Origin of the sequence: Sphingobacterium sp. UBA3519, from assembly GCF_002377215.1 — a bacterium.
GTDB classification, from domain to species: domain Bacteria; phylum Bacteroidota; class Bacteroidia; order Sphingobacteriales; family Sphingobacteriaceae; genus Sphingobacterium; species Sphingobacterium multivorum.
In genome coordinates this window covers 1-21616 of the sequence record NZ_DFPI01000004.1, presented here as the reverse complement: position 1 = coordinate 21616, position 21616 = coordinate 1, and the positions used below count along the sequence as shown (strand labels likewise).

At 41.4% G+C, this 21616-nt stretch carries 22 protein-coding genes; 7 read left to right on the top strand and 15 right to left on the bottom strand.

What is annotated here, in order from left to right:
- Positions 1 to 30: 30 nt before the first annotated feature.
- Positions 31 to 2379, bottom strand: a complete 2349-nt coding sequence (locus tag B3297_RS01795) for a TonB-dependent receptor (protein WP_286778325.1) — start codon at positions 2377 to 2379, stop codon at positions 31 to 33.
- Between the two features lie 148 nt (positions 2380 to 2527).
- Here B3297_RS01795 and B3297_RS01790 point away from each other — a divergent pair, with 148 nt between their 5' ends.
- Positions 2528 to 3622 carry a hypothetical protein gene (locus B3297_RS01790; protein ID WP_286778324.1) on the top strand — a complete coding sequence of 365 codons (1095 nt, stop codon included), beginning with the start codon at positions 2528 to 2530 and terminating at the stop codon, positions 3620 to 3622.
- Positions 3623 to 3709: 87 nt separating this feature from the next.
- Here B3297_RS01790 and B3297_RS01785 read toward each other — a convergent pair whose 3' ends face one another.
- The 5 genes from B3297_RS01785 to B3297_RS01765 form a co-directional block, all read right to left on the bottom strand.
- A complete protein-coding gene (locus B3297_RS01785; protein ID WP_159332912.1) occupies positions 3710 to 3883 on the bottom strand; it encodes a hypothetical protein in 174 nt (57 codons plus the stop codon).
- Positions 3870 to 4154 carry a hypothetical protein gene (locus B3297_RS01780; protein WP_115048371.1) on the bottom strand — a complete coding sequence of 95 codons (285 nt, stop codon included), beginning with the start codon at positions 4152 to 4154 and terminating at the stop codon, positions 3870 to 3872. Before B3297_RS01780 ends, B3297_RS01785 begins: the two co-directional genes overlap by 14 nt.
- A 206-nt stretch (positions 4155 to 4360) precedes the next feature.
- Entirely contained in the window at positions 4361 to 4765 is a 405-nt protein-coding gene (locus B3297_RS01775) for a DUF5675 family protein (protein WP_286778323.1), read from the bottom strand.
- Complete coding sequence (locus B3297_RS01770; protein ID WP_286778322.1) at positions 4762 to 5295, bottom strand: DUF6266 family protein; 534 nt, start codon at positions 5293 to 5295, stop codon at positions 4762 to 4764. Before B3297_RS01770 ends, B3297_RS01775 begins: the two co-directional genes overlap by 4 nt.
- Before the next feature lie 51 nt (positions 5296 to 5346).
- Positions 5347 to 5991, bottom strand: a complete 645-nt coding sequence (locus tag B3297_RS01765; RefSeq protein WP_286778321.1) for a DUF6266 family protein — start codon at positions 5989 to 5991, stop codon at positions 5347 to 5349.
- A gap of 475 nt (positions 5992 to 6466) precedes the next feature.
- On the opposite strand from B3297_RS01765, the gene B3297_RS01760 reads away from it, so the two are divergent.
- The gene (locus tag B3297_RS01760) at positions 6467 to 6646 is read left to right on the top strand and encodes a hypothetical protein (RefSeq protein WP_159332911.1); all 180 of its coding nucleotides are present in this window, start codon (positions 6467 to 6469) and stop codon (positions 6644 to 6646) included.
- A 267-nt stretch (positions 6647 to 6913) separates the two neighbouring features.
- Here the strand turns inward: B3297_RS01760 and B3297_RS01755 are convergent, their stop codons facing one another.
- From B3297_RS01755 to B3297_RS01735, 5 genes are all read right to left on the bottom strand, one after another.
- Positions 6914 to 7228: a MerR family transcriptional regulator gene (locus B3297_RS01755; protein WP_286778320.1), complete on the bottom strand. Its 315-nt coding sequence runs from the start codon at positions 7226 to 7228 to the stop codon at positions 6914 to 6916.
- Between the two features lie 38 nt (positions 7229 to 7266).
- Complete coding sequence (locus B3297_RS01750; protein WP_286778319.1) at positions 7267 to 7974, bottom strand: LytR/AlgR family response regulator transcription factor; 708 nt, start codon at positions 7972 to 7974, stop codon at positions 7267 to 7269.
- A 1-nt stretch (position 7975) separates the two neighbouring features.
- Positions 7976 to 8986, bottom strand: coding sequence for a hypothetical protein (locus tag B3297_RS01745; protein WP_286778318.1), 1011 nt, complete (start codon positions 8984 to 8986; stop codon positions 7976 to 7978).
- 49 nt (positions 8987 to 9035) lie between these two features.
- Complete coding sequence (locus B3297_RS01740) at positions 9036 to 9944, bottom strand: hypothetical protein (protein WP_286778317.1); 909 nt, start codon at positions 9942 to 9944, stop codon at positions 9036 to 9038.
- A gap of 89 nt (positions 9945 to 10033) precedes the next feature.
- Positions 10034 to 10159: a hypothetical protein gene (locus B3297_RS01735; protein ID WP_286778316.1), complete on the bottom strand. Its 126-nt coding sequence runs from the start codon at positions 10157 to 10159 to the stop codon at positions 10034 to 10036.
- Between the two features lie 323 nt (positions 10160 to 10482).
- Between B3297_RS01735 and B3297_RS01730 the strand changes: the two genes are divergently transcribed.
- Positions 10483 to 11028, top strand: coding sequence for a hypothetical protein (locus tag B3297_RS01730; protein WP_286778315.1), 546 nt, complete (start codon positions 10483 to 10485; stop codon positions 11026 to 11028).
- Between the two features lie 367 nt (positions 11029 to 11395).
- Entirely contained in the window at positions 11396 to 11740 is a 345-nt protein-coding gene (locus B3297_RS01725) for a hypothetical protein (RefSeq protein WP_075992341.1), read from the top strand.
- A gap of 60 nt (positions 11741 to 11800) precedes the next feature.
- Here the strand turns inward: B3297_RS01725 and B3297_RS01720 are convergent, their stop codons facing one another.
- From B3297_RS01720 to B3297_RS01705, 4 genes are read right to left on the bottom strand one after another with little or no spacing between them, the layout of a single operon-like run.
- Complete coding sequence (locus B3297_RS01720) at positions 11801 to 13162, bottom strand: RagB/SusD family nutrient uptake outer membrane protein (RefSeq protein WP_286778314.1); 1362 nt, start codon at positions 13160 to 13162, stop codon at positions 11801 to 11803.
- Positions 13163 to 13177: 15 nt separating this feature from the next.
- On the bottom strand, positions 13178 to 16435 hold the full coding sequence (locus B3297_RS01715) for a SusC/RagA family TonB-linked outer membrane protein (protein WP_286778313.1): 3258 nt from the start codon (positions 16433 to 16435) through the stop codon (positions 13178 to 13180).
- Entirely contained in the window at positions 16432 to 17916 is a 1485-nt protein-coding gene (locus B3297_RS01710; RefSeq protein ID WP_286778312.1) for a TlpA family protein disulfide reductase, read from the bottom strand. Before B3297_RS01710 ends, B3297_RS01715 begins: the two co-directional genes overlap by 4 nt.
- 16 nt (positions 17917 to 17932) lie before the next feature.
- Complete coding sequence (locus tag B3297_RS01705; RefSeq protein ID WP_286778311.1) at positions 17933 to 18307, bottom strand: hypothetical protein; 375 nt, start codon at positions 18305 to 18307, stop codon at positions 17933 to 17935.
- 999 nt (positions 18308 to 19306) lie between these two features.
- Between B3297_RS01705 and B3297_RS01700 the strand changes: the two genes are divergently transcribed.
- The 3 genes from B3297_RS01700 (at position 19307) to B3297_RS01690 (ending at position 21355) form a co-directional block, all read left to right on the top strand.
- Positions 19307 to 19924, top strand: coding sequence for a hypothetical protein (locus tag B3297_RS01700; protein WP_286778310.1), 618 nt, complete (start codon positions 19307 to 19309; stop codon positions 19922 to 19924).
- A 234-nt stretch (positions 19925 to 20158) separates the two neighbouring features.
- Positions 20159 to 20950, top strand: coding sequence for an HNH endonuclease (locus tag B3297_RS01695; protein WP_286778309.1), 792 nt, complete (start codon positions 20159 to 20161; stop codon positions 20948 to 20950).
- Between the two features lie 6 nt (positions 20951 to 20956).
- Entirely contained in the window at positions 20957 to 21355 is a 399-nt protein-coding gene (locus tag B3297_RS01690; protein WP_286778308.1) for a (deoxy)nucleoside triphosphate pyrophosphohydrolase, read from the top strand.
- Positions 21356 to 21616: the final 261 nt, after the last annotated feature.

Here is a 21616-nt window from a genome sequence, read left to right as displayed (position 1 = left end):
GTCATACGCTTGACGATTAAACCAAATTCTTCAGAGCAATAGCTTCAATCCAACAGAAATATTCCGTCCCGGAAGGGGGGCAAGATATTTGAGTATGGAATTTTGCGGACGTGCTTCTACATTCAATAGGTTATTTCCCGAAATATAATAGACGAATTCATACTTTTTTAGATTTACCTTATAACCTAATTGTCCTGATAACAAAGAATAAGCTGGCATCGGCGGCTCAATATTGATGTTTTTACCCAAATAACGTTGTTTCAGGTACTGATCGAAATTGGCGTTCCCAAAAAACTTTTTAAATTGAAGTGCAACCGACATTCCATACCTACTGGTTGGTAGGTTGGGCATAAAGTCACCCTCTGCCCATTTGCGCATGTTGTCATCCGAAGTATTTATATTTTTGACGAGATCAGCGAAAACATTTAACGCTACATGACAATCTGCGGCCCATGCATAGGTATAGCCTCCCTCTAGCTCCCAGCCCTGAATTTCGGTATCTGAAGCACGCCATTCCTTGACCAAAAAACCTCCAGAACGAGAAATGCCTGTATGGGCCAAATAAAGGTAATCTTTAAAAAAACTACGGTAATGCGTCGCCGACCATTTCAATCCACCATATTTTACCCCTGCGGATAGCTCATACGAATTTGAGCTTTCCTTGTTCAGTCGATCATCTCCATTTTCTTCTACCAGGATTGCAAAATGATCATTTCCGGCATAAAGTTCATTGACCCCCGGTGCGCGTTCTGCGTGTGAAAATGTAGCTTGTACATAGGCCATATCAAAAATTGAATACTTGATATCTCCCGAAAAATGGTTTAAGCTAAAATCTCGGGCTGAAAGATTACCTCCGGCCATCCCCCTGCTGCGCTGATAAGTGGGATCGCTCAATGTACGCCGCGCAACCCAGTCGTGCCGATAGCCTACATGAAAGGCAACTGGATTAAGTTCTATTGTCTGCAAGGTAAAGATACCTCCTTCCCGACTCAGATTATTGGGGATATAACGCCGATCGCCCTCGCCCCTTAAGGCCACAAATGAAAAATCAACCCCACTCGTCCCAGACCAAAAAGGGTTAAACTGCTGCGTTATCTCCGATCGAAGCGCATGACGCTCACTATCGAACTTATTGACACGGTACCTACTCAGGAGCTCCCGGTCTTCCGAAACCTCACCGCGGTAATTAAATTTAACCGCCGAGATCAACTGTGTTTTTGGCTTAAAAGCAGATTCTACCTGCCAGGCATATGAATAGCTGCGCGTATTGATCGGTTCATATATCGGGGTCCAAACTGTCGTGTGACTATGGACAGGCTTATTGCGCTGCGCAAAACCGGGAATACCATAATAGCTTTCAAGCGCGTAAAGCCCCAGACCTAGTTGAAAGTTGTCTCTGATATAGCTGGCACCTGCATTGACAGCATTTCTCTCGGCATGGCTATTGGGCATCACGCCAGGCTTGACCGGTGCGTAATCTGTAATCCCATGAACGACTTCAGTGTAAAGTGGCGTGTTGGGATCCTGCCCAGCGACATATTTGTCATTTTGAGGGTTTAGGACCTTTGATCCATTGATAAATGAATAATTTTCAAAGGTATACAGATCGGCCTCCGATAAGTCCCACTTTGGATCGCCCATATGCTCGATCACGAACTGGCTCAAATAGGGATATAGCGTCAGATTTCGAATGGTCTCCCGATCGACATTTACCTGTGCCATTGCAGCGGTCAAATGATCGATCTTTGGATCATAAGCAATGGCTGCTTTTGTATTGCCCGGGATCTTGAGATTTCCGTGCCTGAGCCTCATTGCGCCAATATGTGCCACCCAGTACTTTCCAATGTTTGCATTGAAAGCCAGCGATTGGCTATTGCCATTATTCTTTCCTAACTCCGCACTGGCCTGACCTGTAATCTTCTTGGGCAGACGATTCATCGGAATGGTGTTGTCTTTCACATTGACCGCTCCACCAATGGCCTTTCCGCCGAATAATACAGTCGCAGCACCCTTGTACAATTCTATTTCGCGTAGATTGTCCATATCGAAACTGGGGTTTATGTTTGGACTGATTCCCGACAAATCATTGATCGAAAGTCCATTGGATAGCACACTTACCCTGCTACCACTTAGACTCCGTATCATGGGCATACCAGAATTGGGGCCAAAAGAAGCATTTTGTATCCCAGGGATATGGCTCAATGTTTCACCAAGCGTTTGTGCCTGTATACGATCCAGCTGCTTTCGATCAAGCCTCGTCTTTTGCCCATGGCCCGGTACAAAGCCAGTGGTCTCCGCGGTCGGAAGCGTATAGCTTCGCAATGTATCCACTGCTGGTTTACGCTGTGATCGCACTGTTTGTGCGATAGATAATAGCATTAGAGATGCTAAAAAAACTTCTTTCTGATACCTCAACATCGTGTAGCCTATTCCTGTTTGAGCTGCAAAATTAAAAAAGAAAATTACAAATGCAATATAGTTGCATTAATAATTTGCAATCACTACCTTCGTCAAAAATTTACACCACATGAAATACATCAACACAAAAATCGCCGTTGCGGCGGCACTGATTCTGATGCTCGGAGCTGCATCATCCTGTAAAAAGGAAACAGCGCCAACGCCCACTGAGATCTCGCTTTCGTTACCATCGCAGGTCAACCTTCGCTACGGCGAAACACAGGAAATTAATCTGCCGAAAGACCTATCTACAAACGCAGGACTTACGTTCAGCTTTGACTTTTCCCAGATTGCAGACATCAATTTGGGCAACGGGATTAAACTCAGTGATAAATTGAACCAGGCCATCAAATTTGATAAAGAGAAACAAAGCATACTGATTAACAGCTCCCTACTCTATCCAAACGGAGCTCAATCGAGCAGCGCACGGATTCCCGATGATTATAAAGTCACTGTCATAGCCAAAGAATCTCAGGACAAAGTTGTAGGGAAAGAAAGTTTTTCGCTCAAGATAACGGCTGGATCTATTGCTATCAAAGGTTTAAAAAATGGCAACGAGTTGCCTTATTCATATGTACTGTATAGCGACCAATCTACTGATTTTGAAATCGATCCGCTGGGCCTGCCAACTGCTGGCGCGAGCTTTCAGTTGGTTAAAAAGGATGGACAAGAAAACATTGCTTCAATAATAGGTACGCATATCAAATTATCAAAAGATGCGGGAGATCCGGAAAAAAAAGCTGAAAAGTCGTTCGAGTTGACTCCCGAGCTTATAAAAGATGGCTTTCCTGTCGCCGCCACGACTTTCAGGGTCATTCTGATTCCACAAATTAAATTTTTGTTTGGGCAATATTATCCCGATCTAAACTTGACCATAGACTTTAGTCTAATCCATATCGGACTCTCAAATGGTTATGTCTCTGCAGCGCCAACACTGTATCCCGAAAAATATAAATCTGCTTTTGAACTGGTTTCAATACAAAAAGATGGACTCGCATTTACAGATAGCGAAAAGCTGTTTAGTGTAAATGCCCAAACAGGCGTCGTTTCCGTGAAAAAGAGCGACAGTTTGAAAGCTGGCAACTATAAGGTGACCATAAAGGCCGTGACAACGACGGGGCTAGAATTTACGGCGAGCCTCACTTTAGCCATGTCTGAAGGATAATCGTACTATCCTGGTTTCATCCACAAGCAATACTACTGATAAAAGCGCACTCCTGCAGTGCGCATTTATCGTTCATGCCATCACGTATCACTTTCGGTCCCTATTTTTCCATTTACCGATCATGTGGCTTGTCAGAAAACTGACGAGGGTACCCAGCGCAGCTGTCAACACCGTTTGCAGCAAATCGCCCAGGGAGATACTGGCCCAGATGGAACAGATCGTTCCGCCAAGGGCAGAGATGCGGATATCATTGATTTTCATCAGCATCACTCCTTTCTTTGGGCGACATCGGCAGCTCGGAATTATTTACAGCTGGCTGCGTGGCAGGGGGAGCTTCGTCGCTTAATTTGCGCCCAATGGCATCATCAGTAGAACTTTCAGGCGGCGGCTTCTCCTCTTCCATAACTGTTTCCAATATCCCCAGACCCACAGCGATATATTTCAAGATGTTCCCCGCCTTTCCGGGCCATTTTACAGGAGCCGCAAGAACCACCTGCAGCACCTTTCCTATTTTTTTTAAGATTTTTTTCATACCTATTCGTTTTTAAAAACATTCCCTTCTTTATTCGAGCAATATAGGAGGACAAAGAATTGAAAGCCTGCTATTACTACCACCAATCTCTCCTAATACCAGCCTCGATAAATCTGCAGGTAAAGGAATAGAAAATATAGCGTTCTGACTGTCAAGCTTTGGTGGAATGACACCAAAGAATGCAATGATCTATTCCATACCTGCATTTATCGAATATTCAAATACACTTCATCCCCCATATCCCACAGGCTATACACTAGCGCTTTAAGTTTTGCTAAAGCCTTGCCGCTGTAATCCCCTCGACCTTCACCCGTTAAGGTGGTAACCGGAGCAATGCAGCCCTGCAATTCCAGGAGCGCATTGTTGGCCGCATGGATTAGGATCGCCTCCCGGCCCAGCACTATCGGGATGCCAATTTGTTCCCCATGTTTGGCATAACGCCGCTTTTCAAGTTTATATTGCCCGATGGGGATACAGCTAATCCGCGGAATATTATTTCTTTCGGGTAGCTCGATTGTATGGCAGATTTCTTCACCCTGATAGGTGATGGTTCCATTGGTTCCCTGTGCCCCATATTTCCGTTGGAGCAGCAGGACATGTTTTGTTTTCATTTTGTTGAATAACCAAGATATTTTGACCGTGCATACTTTGTACCCTTCCGGTCTGACAGCAGTAGATAAAGATGGAATCCATCCTTGCGGAATCCTTCGGGAATTGGCACAATTACGCGTCCTTCCCGCCGTTGCCAAACCTGCTCATTGACGTACGCATAGCCTTTCTCCACCTGATAGGCACAGAGTATAAGGCGGTCATCCGATTCAAGAAATCTCGAATACCGTACCTCATGCGTCAGTTCAATAGAATCGGTATAACGATTTATGCTTATGCCATATAGACCGGGCAGAGAACCTTCACTGAGGCGTACCAATGCAGGATCGACTACTGGTCCGTCCTCCTCCTGTCTGATGGCCACCTTAAGCAAATACCCAAGGGCCAATCCCCCTGCGAGACTGTTCTTTCTTTTGGCCATCTCGGAAAATCCGTTTTTGACCAATCCATTTAAGGGCGCCAAAAACGCCACCCCCGCTTTGAAGGCCGCACGTACTCGTTGCTGTCCGGGACTGATTGTCTTTTTTGCCATAATTAAGCGGTTAAAAAGGGACTGAGCCCGATCGGCTCAGCCCACAGTTCACTAAATAAGCTGTATCTCGCCTAGATACACACTTTTCGAAACCCGGGTTTTTGACCGATTGGACAAAAACAGCCAGGTATGCACTGAACCTGTAGCTAGGTGATCGGGCACCAGAAAGGTCACCATCCCCGTCGATCGTGTGCTCGGTGCCGGCGTTGAAATAAACTCATCTTTTTCGGGATGATAAGCCAGCACATAAACCAAGTCATCCCCAAAGGTTTCGAATGTTTCACTTGCACCTGTTGACCAGGTAAAGATCAGTTCACCCGAGTCATAGGAGACTGCGACCGTACCGCCCCCGTACAGGCCGCCATCCGAAATACTGATCTTCGCATAGTCAAGCGCGAAATCCGGGTAGACACCCGTAATCGCCATTTTTTGATTGAATTGAAATGCGGCATTCATCGGGGACACTTTCTCGGTGTTTTTACCGCCGAATCCGATTTTCAGAAAGACATTGATCGGCAGCAGAAAACGCATCAGCGTCCTGAACTTTTCCTGCTGCATAAGCTGTGCTTCTGATGCGGGCTTCGTTCTTTTTTTATAAAGCCCTTTGATGTAGTTGATGCTCTTCCAGCTGCTTCCAATTATAGAGCCGGCTTTACCCTTAAAGCCACCATTTGCTCCGTTTACAATAGTTCCCATGTGTTAAAATCAATCTTTTTTTATACCGGTATTTCTGATTGACATAACAAACATAAAACACTTTAAATCAACAACAAATACACAAAACACATTAGACCGACAGCTGACCGAAAGGCATCGAAAAACTGACCGATTACAGACCTGATTTGATTTCACCTTAAGTTTTTTTTGACCACAAAATTGCCTACATTTGACTGCTAAATGATAGCAAATACAGCAGCAATTATCTTGGGATTTTATAGCATTCCATTAGCTGGATCGATAAAAAAACTCGGTTAAACTTCATTGATTATGGATCATAACATCAGCCTTGAAAATGATATTTTTAAGCATATTCCGCTAGAGCAACACATAGCGATTCAACAATACTTTAAATACAAAACCTACAAAAAAGCCGCTTTTATTATTCAACCGAATGATCTGGTAAAAGATCTGTATTGGATACAATCCGGATTGGTCAAACTCTCCTACGAAGATGAAAATTGCAGGGAGCATATCTTATCATTTGCCTTCGACTGCCGAATTATTCCAAAATTTTGATCTATTTCAAGCATGGGCTCAAAAGAAGCAGCTACAGCAAGCCTCCACTGTGATGGAAGTAAAACATCTTTTTGAAACACTTCTGGTTGAACTAGAGGTTACTGCGGTCAAATAAAATCAATCATTCGATTACCTACAACTGGCTATTGATTACGGCCAAATACCTGCCTTCGATCGTATTTTCATCGGTATTTCATCGGGTACTGATCGGATTATCCCGATGAAATCCCGATGCCATCCCGATGAAAACAGCAGGAAAGGTAGAAGCTGATCAAGAGAAAGACCGAAGAAGATCGGGATGTGACTAAAAAACGTCTCCCCGTTAAGGGAGACGTCCGAAGAAAGTAATCGTATACAGGTAAAAATCGATTGATCGAGCAGGCTATAGGCCTCGGTAGCTCCTGCGCAACCGCTCCACATCCGTATCGCGATAATAGCGCTTGTTGCGCTCGCGCTTCGCGATGCAGATATAGCCATCGCGCTGCAGCCGATAAAGTGTTTCGGTAGAGATGCCGACATGTGATTTGACATATTCGGCATCACGCAGCAGCACATTTTCCGCTTCCAGCTGCTCCCGTAGCTCGAGATAAGTTGCCAACTGACGCTTTACAGCCAACAGTTCCAGCAAGATCAATTTTTGGGCAAAGGAATGCCCGGGACTTATGGAAAAGCCCTTGAGATACTGATTTTTACGCATAATGTATAATTGGGGTTTATAAAAGTAGTTTGTCTACATTATTCATTCAGCCGTTTCCACCCTGCATCGCTAACGTTTATAACAAGATCCGTCCGATCCGGCAAGGTAAGCTTACGATCGGCCATGCCCGTTACGAAATCGATATTCACAATAAATCCGCGATGGACACGCACAAATATACTTTTGGGCAGCATGGCTTCTGCCTCATCCATGGTGAGACGATAGCTGAAGTCTTGCGCCGGATTTCGTAAATGGAATACCGCATAATTTTTCTGGGAAGATACGGCGACGATATCATTAAATTTGACCAGTCGGTCCATATCCTTGAAGCTAAACCATTTTCCAGTGGGTTCTATATTGATATCAACTTTGATATGGATATCTTTTTGCTCCAGTGCATGTTTAAAAGCCATATACAGATCGGGAAAACTGACAGGCTTAATCAGATAGTCGGCCACGGAAAGCTTAATGCCCTGATAAGCATACTGCTCGGTTTTTGTATAGAGAATCACCGGCGGTCTTTTGTCGGCAGGTAATGTATGATAGAGATCAATGCCAGACATCTGCGGCATCTCCACATCGAGCAGCAGTACATCAGGTGGACTTTCAATCACTGCATTAAATCCTTCTATTGCTTTTGTAAAGCTTCTGATTTCCCCTACCTGATGAATCTCCCGAAATCCCTTTTCAGCGATCCGGATATCGTAAGGTTCATCATCGATAATCATTACATCGTATTTTGCCATGTTATTGGTTATTAAAAGTAAGTGTAACCATAAAGTACTTTTGGTTTTGAATGGTATATTCTAAAGTAATCAGCTGGCTTTTCATGGTTTCAAACAATTTATTCACCAATTCAAGCCCCTTCCCTGTTCCTTTCTCTAGATTATCCGAAGCTATTCGGTTGCAGATCTGCAGTTGCAGCCCCCCGTCAGTCTTTAGCCACTTCAATCGGATATATTCCGCTGGATCATCAGGACTGTAGGCGATGGCATTTTCTATCCAGGTCATGATAGTTAAAGTCGGGATTGACCGATTCATCACTTTTCTGTTTAAGAATTCTTCCCCTTCCACGATAAAGCTTCGGTCTTTGCTATAGGAAATCAGGCGTTTTGAATAGGCCCACTCTTCACCTACAGGAACAAGCACTTTGGGATTAGCGATCTTATCGCTGACATACTGAAAAAAATCGAGGCTGCTGCTGCGAACAGTTATGGACTGCTCATTTAAGATGTTATGCAGTTTACGTAAAAAATGGCCCGACAGCAATTGCACGTTGGTTCGGTCTTTGAGTTCTTTTTGTACTGCTTTGAACTGTAAGTTAATGTAAAATTTTTCCCATCCAAAATAATCAGCTGCATAAATCACTATAAAGAAAAGAATCGCTGTGATAATTTTTGCTATTAATACAGGTTTGTGTTCCGGCAGCCAAGGAGCAGAGAATCCTTCAATAAAATGCGGGACAAGATCATAAAAGTAGTATTTAACGACGGGATAGGATGAAACTAGGCAGGCCAAGATGAGGACAAGGCCAAACCAATAATATTTCCTATGCGGTATTACAATCCTGTAACCCAAGTAAAGTATACAGAAATAAAGCTCATAAGGAACTGTTAACAAGGTAAATGTGAGCGGCGTAAAGCGATAGAGCTTAGCCGCATTTACGAGGACAAAACCGATAAGCATGACTATTAAAGCTAAAGACATACGGCGAAACGGACTATGATAGCACGTGTTTAAATTCAATTTAGAGATCATAATTGTTCAGTTTAAGGTTTCGCCAAAATAACAATTAACTTATAGAAAATCAATCCGTAACTCTAAAAAACTGTCTGTTGTTAATATCAAACAAATATTTCTTTTGCTGATACAGCAAGGGTACCATCCAGCTTCCCTGTGCTTTAATTCCTTTATTACCGACAGCCAAATGACCGTTATAGAGATGGATAAAAGCCCAGTTTTCCCAGTAGATCCAGCCCTGTTTCATCATCTGCTGAAAAGTCTGCTGCAAAATGGAAAAAGCTTGCATCAAACGTTCTTCCCTTGCATGGCTACCGTTTAACATCACTGGCACGAAAGGATGCACTGACCATTGAAGGCCTGTATTTTGTTGTACCATGTAGGTACAGTATAGCGGGATTTTAAAACGTGCGGCAAGCTTCAATATATTGGTTCGCCAATAAAAGAAATGATCTGAAAATGGTACAGCCAATCGTCCTCTTTGATCATAATCATGTCGCTGGCCTTCATTCGCGTCCAGAAATACAATGACCAATCTTCCATTACTTACAGCTGAAAGTATCCGTTTCAATGCACTGGCATTATTTGCATCTATAGATCCGAAGTGGTCGGCATGAATTCCGGCTCCCTGCAGTTCCTCGCCATAGTAATCCGCTTCCCTTTTCAGGATTTCTGCGGATGCAAGCAATGTAAGCTTATAACCTAACCGCAGCAATATTTTGGGCAGTAATCTATAGGGTCCGTAATGAAAGGTAATGAGTACGGCCCCATGTGAAAGCCGTTCAATATCCCTAAAATCCAGATCAGTCAATTCATTCAGGGAAAACTGCCTGTAAAGCTGCTGAAAACCTTCCCGATTTTTTAACCAGGTGGTATAATTGCTCCATAGCTGTGCTGCCGGTTTATCGGCAAAAAACTGTCTGACATTGGCCAGCCACATGAGCCGATGTAAATCATTAATTTGTTGTGCTTCCATCGTTTAAATCTTATCGAAATCATTCAATTAATTTTAAGCCTAGAGAGGATGTGTTCCTCTCTAGCACGGAATAGATCCGTTTTTACTGCTTAAAATGATTCGGGCCAACATTTGTCGTCACCCAGATCAATCAATGGTGGGTCTTCGGAAAAGAACTCCAGGATAGAGCTTCCTTCGAAGACAACAGGTTCCATTGCTTCAATTTCGATTTCCATATTGTTTTTGCTTTTAAACCTGTAACCATCCGAGTCAGGTCATTCTCGTTGCCTTTTGCAGGCGTTATTTAATCCCATTACTGGCCAGCAAGACAAATATGAAAATTACCTTTTAATCAAAAAATAATTGGGAAATAAAGTCATTATAAGGGGACGGATGGGATTTTAACCAAGGCTCGGATGCAAAAATCCATTGTTCATCCCTTCAATAGATATATTTATCCCTATCAATTGCCTTTATTTCCCAAAAATTGACATCAACAGCATAGTTTAATAAATTGTCGGCTTATTTAAAAAAATCAAAAACAGCCAACCACTTAATTATGAACAAAAGTAAAGAAGACCTGCTCGATTCCTTTTTTAGGGATATCCACCCACAATGGCAAGCCGAGATCCCCGAACTATCAACCGTATTTGAAGAAGAGCGTTTTAGCCCAGGAGAACGACTAATCAACGATTGGGGTGAGCTCTATCTGATCGTTGATGGAATCTTTGGGAAATATGAGAAGACCTGTCCCGTGCGCTATGCCCTAGCTGGCGAATCGTTGATGATCCCCAATCATAAACACCGCTATCAGTTTATCGCGTTGAGTGATTGTCGTACATACCGTACCTCGCTCCGGCAACTGGAAGAAATCAATGCGCATAACCCGAAAGTCTTTTATCTGTATGCCAATCTCAGGGACAAGCAGGAGACCTATCTGGACTATCGGCATAAGTTGTTATCGTTGAACAATCAGGATAAATACGACTTTGTCTTTGACAAATATCCCGATCTTAGAAGCTATGTGAAGCATCATGAATTGGCCCTGTTTATGGGAATCAGCAGCGAGCTGCTCCGTCGGCTCTTGCGGGATCATGATTGCTAATAGCCCAATTTTTTGGGTATCCCGTCAAAATCTTTCGTCACTGTTAGTGCAAAACTTAGTCTTTAAAATCCCAATATTGACAAGATGCTGCTCTAGAACTTTGTAATAGCAGCTCGGATAAAGCAAAGCAATGCCATTCAGCTTAATCGAGGAAAGTAATATGTACAGGTGAAGCTTGATCCGAAAAGCCCCAATAAAAAACAAGGTTATGAAACAACACAAAAGAAAATTTGCCCTATTCCCGCGATGCCGGTAAGCAGCAAGACTACCCAGGAAATCCAACTGTTATTGGCAGGCGGTTCCGCAGCAAACAAAAAGAAACAACAACACAAATTACTTATTTAAAGCACATAAGTGCATAAAAAATATGATTACATTAAAAAACACGCGACTACTTGTCGCCACATTATTCGCATTATTTGTAGGAGCTTTTTTCGTCGTTAAAGCAATGAACAAAAAAGAAGCCCCTACTGCCAAGAAACTTGTAGAATATGTTTATTTTCAATTTGATAGCTCCGGCCAACCGATGCCGATTGCTGATCCAGATCAAAATAAACATGAGGAAGGGAGTAACCCCTATAATTGTCCAAATCTTTCAGGTCCGATATGTAGTTCAGGCTACGCAGAGTCCGACCTCGAACAAGATACAAACGGAGATTGGGTTCCGAAATCTACAGCTACACCACACGATATAAGACGTTACTCCAATTAATTTCAGCTGTAGAATTTTCAAGATTGAGCTCCTAGATAGTCGTATCTAGGAGCTTTATTTTTATCGTTTATTCTGGGGAGTGCCCGTAGGATACTGTGTTTCTGTCGGGATCAGAAATGTGTAGCAGGAACTATTAGGTTTAAGTTCATACCTCTTACCGCCAAAATCACGATACATCGTTCTAGCATAGTTAGGATCTTGATTTAACCTTCTTAGATCAGACCAGGTGACGCCCCTTAGCACGAGTTCCCGCCTCCTTTCACTTATAATTTCTGACAGCAGCTGATTGTCAGCTATGTCCAGTGTTTTATATTGACCTTTTACAAACCGATTCATCCGCAATCTTTCCAAACTCTGCCGTGCCTGTACATAGTCACCTTCTCTCGCACTACATTCTGCATCGATCAATAGATTTTCCGCGGTAGTCAAACCACCGAATAGCCCGTTCCCAGCACTATAGCTTCCAATAAAAGCTCCCTTTGGCGAAAAGTATAATTGCTTTCGGAGATCGTTATTCTGATATAATCCATAAAGATTTTCACTAACGATCCCCTCCCAGTTGACAACGCTGTTGATCATGTTGATGTGAAAAATAACTTCATCATTTAGCACCGGCATCGGATACTCCAATTTCTTATCGACAGCATTAAAGTCCAATATTTTATTATTCAATGCTATTGATCTGCGTGCATTCTCCCCTGCCTTTTCGTACGCTCCCATCACCAGATGTATCTTAGCCAATAAAGCATATGCAGCCGCCTTTGATGGCCTCGTTTTGTATAGCGGGATATTAGGCAATAGTTCCGATGCTTTTTCCGCATCCTCAATGATTATTTTGTACGTTTCCGCTAAGCTAGGTCGTATAAAAGGTAAGCTGATATCACTCGTCAAGCGCATGGGCAGCCCCAAATCGGATGCTGCATTCGGTCCATAAGGAACAGCATAGATCTGTGCAAGATGAAAATAGATGTAGGCACGAAAGAAAAGAGCGCTTCCCTCGACATTATCGGCCGCAACTGTATGTTGCGCCCCAATTTTCTTAAGGTTATCCAATACAATATTGCTATACATGACTGTCTTATAGGGCAACATCCAGTTCAGTACTGTCTGTTCATCGTCCATATATTCAGGTGCCCAAAGATATAAGTCTCTTAATACCTGTTGAAATCTGTTCACCCGGTCATCGGGAAAATAAAAATCATCGGTCGAAGATTCTCCGAGAACGGGCAGCGGCGCACCGCCGCTTACCGTTGCACCGTTCATCACCACGGTATTATCCATTAATGCCTGCATATCTTCGATTGTTTCAGGAACAACAAGCCCGTTATTATTGATTTCTTCAAAGAAACCTTTGCTACAGCTCGTTAATGCTAAAAGCAAAAAAATCAATAGGATCTTGAAGTTAATAGGATATTTTTTCATCGTTCTTTAATTAAGTTAAAAAGTTAGATTTAGTCCCAACGTAAAGCTTTTTTGAGGTCTGATTGCATTCTCATAAAAGGGATCCAAGCCTCTCGAATTGGCTAGCCATAGGTATCCCAGGTTAGAAACATAGCCTTTCAACACTAGCGACTTTATGCCATACCTTTTCAGGAGTTCAGGTCGTACGGTGTAGTCTAGATAAACATCATGCAATGCGATATAATCTGCTTTCTCCACCAAAGCTGAGCTACCGATATAAAAAGAAGTTGCATTTCCATTGAATGGATATACCAATGCAGGTACATCCGTCCGTTTTTCATCACCAGGTTGCTGCCACCGATCGGCATAGTCAGCATGCCCCGCCCAACTTGTTGCCATCATACCATAAGATATACTAGAGCGTTTGAAATAACTTCCAAACCGATAGTCAAGATTAAAAGTCAGTGACAAATCACCGTACCGCAATGTATTCGTCAATGCACCAAATACCGTCGCTTTTGCTGGTCCATGATAGGCTAATGTCCCGACAGGTGCATTCATTATTTTGCTATACTCGTTAGAAATTTCTCCGTCAAGATACCCCCTTGGCATTCCATTTTCAGGATCTAACCCTGCCCATTGATAACCGAACACCGTATATACCGGATACCCGATCAATGGCGTTACGGCGTTATTGGAGTTGATGTAACTCTGCGCGGTTGTAGATTGGCTATAATATTCTTTCACTTTGGAGTGGTTGACACTAAAGACAATTGTACTTTCCCAACCAAATTTCGGTTGACGGATATTGACCGTATTTAAGGTCAAATCCACGCCATTACCGGTAGTAGTGGCAACATTACCAAGAAAGACACTTTTGCCCGACAGGTTTCCCAGCCCTGTGGTGGGGTCGATATCGCTATTGCTCAAAAGATCGGTATTCCGTTTTGCATAATACTCGAGCGATCCCGAAAGTCGATTTTTAAAAAATCCAAAGTCCAGTCCCAAATTGAGTAGTCTATTTTTTTCCCAACGAAGTGATTCATTGGGCGGATTCTGCACATCGGCCCTTGGGGCATTGGTTAGATAAGCATTCGAAAGCGTAATGGTTGTAATTCCAACCGCATCACCAACATTCCCACTATAGCCGAACGTAGACCTTAGGCTCAATTTATTTACCCAATCCGTTTTGAACCAGTCCTCCTGATGAATATGCCATAAACCACCCACTGACCATAACGGTACCTTTCGATTATTCGTCTTAACACCAAATAAGTTGGATTGATCGACACGAGCACTACCAGAAAGGCTATACCTCCCTTTATAAGTATAGGCTAGATTGCCAAAATACGAGAAGAATCGAGTCGTCGTGGAGGTCATACTGACACCATAAGGAATATTGCCACTCCCGCTTGCATCGTAATATTTATAACGCGTCACATAATCCACAGGTACACTTACTAGACCTCGCTCCGCATAGCCATAGGCGATATTACTATGGCCGACAATCTTATTCTCCCGCACTTCCATACCCAGCATGGCGTCTAGATGATGGTTTGTAGCAAAACTACGCTCAAAGTTAGCCTGTATGCGCCCCTGCTGGCTCCTTTGCTCGTCTGCCTCGGTCTGCAAAATATCACCTATAGGAACTGGAAATGAAACCGTTCCAGACGCACCGACCTGCGCAAAGCGGTTGATCAAATTGCGTACATCGTATGAATTTCGATCCCTTAGCGTTTGCTGATTGCCGACCCGTTTTTGATACTGGTAGTTGGCAACAAGAGACACTCCCTCGATGGGACGGTACAGCAGCGAAGGATTAAATAAATACTCCGTAGACTTGTTAGTAGCATTGCTTGTATTGTGATAAATCTCATCCAAAGGTGTGAACGTCCAATCCAAGAGCCCTTTCTTCATCGCACTTTCCTTAAACGTATCGCGCAGGCCATTCGGTAATGGTAAATAAGAACCATCCTCAGCGGCCAACTCGGCATAGGGATATAAAAATTTACCCGATCCCAGCGAGAAACTTGTTAAGTCATTTAATGTCGATGGATATAAATTGGTTAGGGTCTTCTGGCTAAACACAATATTACTCGTCAATTCCAACTTTTTACCCAATTGGTAGCTCGTATTAGAACGAATGGAAAAGCGATTGTTGGAATTCTTCACCTTATCCTCCTTATTATGGTCATAATTGGCAGAAAGGAAATAGCGAAGTGCATTATTGCCACCCCTAATATTTATACCATATTGCTGAACCAATTTATTGGTATAAAGATACCTTTCGACATCATCACGCACGTCTATTTTCCTTAACCTATCTATCCGCGAGGAAGCAGTCTGGGCATCAACTAAGCCATTACGCAGGAGAACCAGTGTTTCGACAACAGGCGTCTGTGCGACTGGATATGGCCGAGTCAATTGACTATCGTAGTATCCTTTGTTGAACAGCATCGTTTCAAAATCAATAAAATCTGAGCTTGATATGCGTTTTAACCGATAAAGGTCTGGCTTTGGTGTATAGGCTAAAGAGCTATTGAAACTGACTGTAGGACGATCATTTGCTTTCCCTGATTTGGTTCGAATGACCACAACACCATTCCCAGCCCTAGCCCCCCATATCGAAGAGGCCGCAGCATCTTTTAACACTGTAATGCTCTCAATATCATTCGAATTGATCAGGGTAATATCGCCATCATAAGCCATATTATCCAATATATACAAGGGCTGATCGTTGGAAAAGATCGTATTACGCCCACGTATATTCATTTTCGGCGTCACGTTTGAAGAGACATTGGGTACATCGAAACGTATCGATGCCACACGACCGTTCAGCTGTTCCAGTACGTTCTGATGGATCCTTCGATCGATCTGACTTCGCCCCACAAGTTCAAATGAGCCCGTCACCCGTTCACGCGGTTTGATCTGGTAGCCTGTAGAAACAGTCGCTTCTTCAAGCCTAAGTTCCTTTGGTGCTAATTCAACAGTGAGGTACTTTCCAACACCATTGTCGTTGATGGCTTTTGTTTCATACCCCAGTATACTAAACACAACAGCTTTTTTAGGAGCAGATTGGTATTGGATCTGAAATTCCCCTTTTTGATCAGTCGTAGCATTCCGACCGGTAGCGATATCGCGAATGGATACAGCAGCTATTCCCTTTTTTGTAAGGCTGTCGATCACCTTCCCTTTAAAAATATAGACGTTTTGCTGCCCCTGCACAAATGCAAGCGGTAAGGTCAAAAAGGTAAAAAGTAAAATCAGGTTTATATTCGGTTTTAAAATTTTCATAGTTTTCTGATAATTAGTTGTTTCACCCTATTCATTTCGATGGTTGCAGTGATACCATACCTTTTAAGCCAGCGGTTCATTTCTTTGAGCGATTTAAACTGCCATTCTTTTTTTTCATCAAAAAGAACATTTGTCTTTGCAGGCATCGCATAGATACCTCTTTCGCGATCCATATTGATGGAATAGATCAATCCCCGAAGTGACATACGTTGCTTGTCCAGTACCACAGGGTGATTAAATTCCAGATCTTGGGTCGCATTTTTTCGAGCATCTGTTGTTTCACCAAATACAAGTGTCGGTATATCGCGAGTGACGGTATCTGCAGTCCAGCCGAAATAAGACTCTAGGTCAGATTTTACCTTGGCACGAAGCCTATCTTCTGCATCGGCAGGAAAAATCAATTCATAGGTAAGCACCGAGTCCATCAATTTTTGTTGATCAGAAGGATATATAATCTGGTTATTGGCATACATCGCTGCTTCCGGATAAACAGCCACCCAACTATTCATAAAAACATTATTTACCATCTTTAGGATAGTCCGGTTTCTCAAACTATCGTGCGACAATAAGTACATGGAAGGTATCCCATCTAATAATCCAGAAAAGATGGATCTACTTTTAAAATTATTCTCAGGGCCATTAAGATCATTGACAAATAATGGATACCTTGGGTTAAAATTGAGGTCGTCATATTTCATTTTTATCAGCACATCGCGACCATTTAGCATATCATTTAAATTTTTCCTATTGATATATTCCGGAAAAGTGATTGCTTTTACCTTATTATCAGCTATAATAACGACATGAGGTAAAATCTTTCTAGGGAAATATGCGCCAATTCCAGTCGTATCATTGTCTCCGAGCACATTCGTAGATCTTAGGACGATCTCTTTATCCTGCATCCAGGGAATTACCTTTTTGGAAGGATCGTTACTTACTGGTACGATCGATAGTCTACCATTGAATTCAGCATTCAAAGAATCAACCTTTGGAAACAGTTTGATACAGCTTTTGCACCAAGTATTCCAAAAGTCTAGGATTAATAATTTCTGATTTTTATAGTCTGCTAATGTACCAGTTGCATTTTGCGCTGTAGTATTAATAAATTCGAGCGGCATATTCCACAGCTCCTCAGGTATGGTATCTCCTATCTTGAGCGGGATAATTTTAGCCAACCCTTCCGCCCCGCTGTCCTTGCGGGGCGTCTGAGCTGATAAACTAAACATATGAAAACTGAACATCATAAGGAACAGGATTAGAATTGTCCTTATGCTAAACATTCCCTTTACGCTCATTGGCATCGGCACAGGGGTACATGCCGACATTATTTGCCTCAAGCTATATACTATACAATTGAAGGGGTACTTTTTATCCCATGCATTTTGCACTTTTTTTAAATTATTTTTTATGGCAACTTTTATAGCTGCCAGATAGGCTACCTTATCCAATAAGGCAGACATACGATTTGATCTGTTTGTCATGTGCTTATTGTTAAGGTTAGTCTGCTATGCGTTCAAAAAGATCATGAATCCTTTTCGTGATCGAGAGTTCTTGCCTACTGATCTGGGTGGTCTCCGCATCGGAAATATCGATGTTATCGATTGCAACGGGATTGGTATGTGCCATAAAATAGGCGACCAGTAAACGAAACAAATCCGCTGAAAAAACTTGTTTATGGCTGACCACATAGATTTCGTTCATGTAGTTCGTATCCGTGTGATTTTTTAATAATAGATTGATTGTATTCTGAATACTTATGAGGTCATACTTTTCCCAGAAGTCGGTAATCTTTTGAGCGGGATCATATCCCGTATCATGGATTTCATAGAGTGCCAGCTCTAACGCTAGCACATTTGAATATTTTTGGTTCATTTTATAGGTTCAATAAAGATGACTTGAGCCAACCCGTCCTAGCAAAACGAGCATAGCTACCCCATTTGCAAAAAATTGCATTAAAAAAGGGTTGTCATTTGCAGCATTTTCTAAAAACTGCTTGTACAACAAGAAAAAATTAACAGATCCGCAAAGTGCCCTCAAATTGGTTACAAGTCATCATTAGGGGTCGTTATGGCGCTTCCTCTCGGAAAGAAATAAAAACCCGACCTATTTAGTATAGAATAACAATACAAAATTATAGTATTTAATTTTGTTGTTTAAAAATAAAAGTGCTACATTTAAGGTGTCTTAAGGCTCGAAAGAGCAATTTTATTAATTACACAAAATTAAGGGTGTAGTGTTATGAATACAGATCGGGAAAACCTAGTCTAAGGGCCTCTCTAGTTTACACCTTTTCGGCACAAGCTATTAAGCGGATGCCGCTATACCCTATTTTGGTTTTATATTTTTTAACTGATTATTCAGGTCCTCGAATAATCTTACTTATTAAAATTGAGTAGCGAAACCGAATGCTAACCTCCTTGAGGTGAGCGCAGGGTTCTTGGCGGTCTTTGAATCGTTTTATCATAATCATTTTTGGTTATAAAAACGATGGCACTCGAAAAGTTTAAGGAAGCTCAGATTGATAGAAACCAATATGGCGAACCTTGCTGCTTATATGGTTGAGGGAAACCGGCAGGAAACCCTTTGGCAGTATAATCTACAAGAGATTTTTCTGCTTCACCTCCAAAAAGACTGATGCAAAGCTCGCCCTATTGGCTATTAAATATCGGTAAAGATAAAAATAATCCAATAGAATGGCGAACTCGCAGTCTTCTCGCAGGTAAAATTTTGCCGGTTTTCTCAAACGAGAGACATCGTTAGTGTAGGACTGCTCCCACACTTGTTGTCGCATTTATTATAAAGCAAATATAAACAATCATTTCCATTTTTCAAAACAATATTAAAAAATGGAAGTCACTCTATTTAAACAATATGGATATACCTTTTATTTTCTTAAAAAATGTTGAAACTGCAAGAGAGCATTTAGGTCTTTCTGCGACCGATATCGACAACTTGCTTAAACAATATGATATCAAATACTCTTCCTTAAAGAAAAAAGTGTCGTTAGAAGCTGCTTACTATATATCTAAAATATTTAACAGAGTTATTGAAGATTTTATTGATGACAATTTTAATCCATTTGAGCTAAATACAGTTAACATTAAAACGCAACAATATATACAACATAATTCAACAAATGAAAAACCCAATGTAATCTCCAGTTTTATAAATGCATACGTTATTATCATTATAAAAAATCTCCCAAAGGGTACTCGATTTGTCAATTCCGACATAATTCCTAAACTGCCGCCAGTTCTAAATTTGGAAACTTCTATCGATTGGACGAGTGGTTTATTAAAGGGATTAGTAAAGAACACTAATACTTTTAGGAAATCTGCAAATGATAAAGACCCAAGAAATCGCGGTGAGGCCATTTATGAGTTAAAGATGGAAGTACCTGAGCACACGATAAGGAAAGCAATTAAGAAAGTGGATACTCTATGGCTAAAAGATTTTGAAAGCAAAAATACCTTAACCAATAAACTATAACTATGTTCTCATTCGGATTATTCATGTACCTCATATACGGAGGATTTATTGCAATCTGTCTTTACGGACTGTACCTGGTTCTTTCAAATCTCCTTGACAGATACCTAATCGCCAAACGAGATCACACCGCGGCTTTACGCGAGCAAAATGATATTTTAAGAGATATTATAAAATCTGTTAAGCCTAGCGACGACAATACTCCTCCCACTACTATTTAAGTTTATTTAATATTTAATGAATTACGTTGTCATCACTGAAAATAACGTTTCCGAATGGAAGGATAACACAGGAAGAGAATATCACTTCCCAAAACGCTATTTAAAATATCTAAAAAAAGGAACTGTTATCGTTTACTATAAAGGTCGAATGAAGGATTCCTCATTCGCTTCAAAGCGAATGTCTCGTGATCCTCATTATTTTGGGATCGCGGAAATTGGAGAAGTTAAGCGGGATAATGATTCTGAGAAAAATGATTACTATGCTGAAATTATAAATTTTAAGCCTTTCTCCTATCCTGTACTTGCTAAACAAAATAGTCAATTTATTGAAAAGATTCCTGCTTCAAGACTTCAAAATTATTGGCGCGATGGCGTTAGACCGGTCGATGAAGAAACATTTAAAAACATAATCGCTCTGTCAGATCTAAACAATTTCAACGCAACGAATGATAGTGAGCAAGAGATCTCTGAATCCTATACCAGCTCAGAAGGTAAACTTAAATTGGTTTACTCTACAAAATATGAAAGAGACATTAAACTTCGTGAAAAAGCCATAGAAATACATGGATTAAATTGCATGGGCTGTGGTTTTAATTTCGAGAAAGCTTATGGCGAATGGGGTGCAGGATTTATCCACGTACACCACACTAAGCCCCTATCAAATGGTGAAGGTGAACGCGAGGTTAATCCTCTAATAGATATGATCGTGCTTTGTCCCAACTGCCATTCCATGATTCACAGACGACGAAATAAGACATTGAGTTTGGATGAATTACTACAATTATTAAAGACTAAAACTATTAACTAACTGATCATGAATATAATTAAAGTGGTTTGTGGGATTATATTCAAAGATGATCTTGTTCTGATTTGTCGACGGAAACCAGAAAAATCTTTAGGTGGCTATTGGGAATTTCCTGGAGGCAAGATTGAAGATAGCGAATCTTATGAAGAATCTTTACTTCGGGAATTGATTGAAGAACTCAACTTGAAGGTCGAAATCAAACAGCGCTTTTTCGAAACTGTCTATCACTACGATGACGGTGCTATCGAATTGATTTCTTTCATCTGCGAGACTAAAAATATAGCTACAGAGTCCACAGATCATGATCAGCTTGAATGGGTGAAAGTTAGTGATCTATTAAATTGGAAGCTCGCTCCTGCCGATATTCCGATTGCAAATGCTTTGAATAAAAACTTCCACAATCTTTAAGAAGAAAGAAGAAAACAGTAATTGCTGGCACTGGATTTGGAAAAACAACGACCTTACTGTAATCTCACCCTAACTTGCAATATCCAAAACTAAATAATTCCAATCGAATTTGTTGTTATTATCTCGTTGGAAAGTTAGGAAATTCTCCTGTTTCACATATTTCAATAAAAATTCCACAGATGTAATTTGCCCTAGCGAAAAATGTTCTATTACAAAAATGGTCAATTAATAATTTGAAACATATGTGTCCTAAATAAATTT

Bases quoted from the DNA above. Each gene is read 5' to 3' on its own strand.
- B3297_RS01795 (WP_286778325.1), bottom strand. From the start codon at position 2,379: ATGCTATTATCTATCGCACAAACAGTGCGATCACAGCGTAAACCAGCA.
- B3297_RS01790 (WP_286778324.1), top strand. From the start codon at position 2,528: ATGAAATACATCAACACAAAAATCGCCGTTGCGGCGGCACTGATTCTG.
- B3297_RS01785 (WP_159332912.1), bottom strand. From the start codon at position 3,883: ATGAAAATCAATGATATCCGCATCTCTGCCCTTGGCGGAACGATCTGT.
- B3297_RS01780 (WP_115048371.1), bottom strand. From the start codon at position 4,154: ATGAAAAAAATCTTAAAAAAAATAGGAAAGGTGCTGCAGGTGGTTCTT.
- B3297_RS01775 (WP_286778323.1), bottom strand. From the start codon at position 4,765: ATGAAAACAAAACATGTCCTGCTGCTCCAACGGAAATATGGGGCACAG.
- B3297_RS01770 (WP_286778322.1), bottom strand. From the start codon at position 5,295: ATGGCAAAAAAGACAATCAGTCCCGGACAGCAACGAGTACGTGCGGCC.
- B3297_RS01765 (WP_286778321.1), bottom strand. From the start codon at position 5,991: ATGGGAACTATTGTAAACGGAGCAAATGGTGGCTTTAAGGGTAAAGCC.
- B3297_RS01760 (WP_159332911.1), top strand. From the start codon at position 6,467: ATGAAAATTGCAGGGAGCATATCTTATCATTTGCCTTCGACTGCCGAA.
- B3297_RS01755 (WP_286778320.1), bottom strand. From the start codon at position 7,228: ATGCGTAAAAATCAGTATCTCAAGGGCTTTTCCATAAGTCCCGGGCAT.
- B3297_RS01750 (WP_286778319.1), bottom strand. From the start codon at position 7,974: ATGGCAAAATACGATGTAATGATTATCGATGATGAACCTTACGATATC.
- B3297_RS01745 (WP_286778318.1), bottom strand. From the start codon at position 8,986: ATGATCTCTAAATTGAATTTAAACACGTGCTATCATAGTCCGTTTCGC.
- B3297_RS01740 (WP_286778317.1), bottom strand. From the start codon at position 9,944: ATGGAAGCACAACAAATTAATGATTTACATCGGCTCATGTGGCTGGCC.
- B3297_RS01735 (WP_286778316.1), bottom strand. From the start codon at position 10,159: ATGGAAATCGAAATTGAAGCAATGGAACCTGTTGTCTTCGAAGGAAGC.
- B3297_RS01730 (WP_286778315.1), top strand. From the start codon at position 10,483: ATGAACAAAAGTAAAGAAGACCTGCTCGATTCCTTTTTTAGGGATATC.
- B3297_RS01725 (WP_075992341.1), top strand. From the start codon at position 11,396: ATGATTACATTAAAAAACACGCGACTACTTGTCGCCACATTATTCGCA.
- B3297_RS01720 (WP_286778314.1), bottom strand. From the start codon at position 13,162: ATGAAAAAATATCCTATTAACTTCAAGATCCTATTGATTTTTTTGCTT.
- B3297_RS01715 (WP_286778313.1), bottom strand. From the start codon at position 16,435: ATGAAAATTTTAAAACCGAATATAAACCTGATTTTACTTTTTACCTTT.
- B3297_RS01710 (WP_286778312.1), bottom strand. From the start codon at position 17,916: ATGACAAACAGATCAAATCGTATGTCTGCCTTATTGGATAAGGTAGCC.
- B3297_RS01705 (WP_286778311.1), bottom strand. From the start codon at position 18,307: ATGAACCAAAAATATTCAAATGTGCTAGCGTTAGAGCTGGCACTCTAT.
- B3297_RS01700 (WP_286778310.1), top strand. From the start codon at position 19,307: ATGGATATACCTTTTATTTTCTTAAAAAATGTTGAAACTGCAAGAGAG.
- B3297_RS01695 (WP_286778309.1), top strand. From the start codon at position 20,159: ATGAATTACGTTGTCATCACTGAAAATAACGTTTCCGAATGGAAGGAT.
- B3297_RS01690 (WP_286778308.1), top strand. From the start codon at position 20,957: ATGAATATAATTAAAGTGGTTTGTGGGATTATATTCAAAGATGATCTT.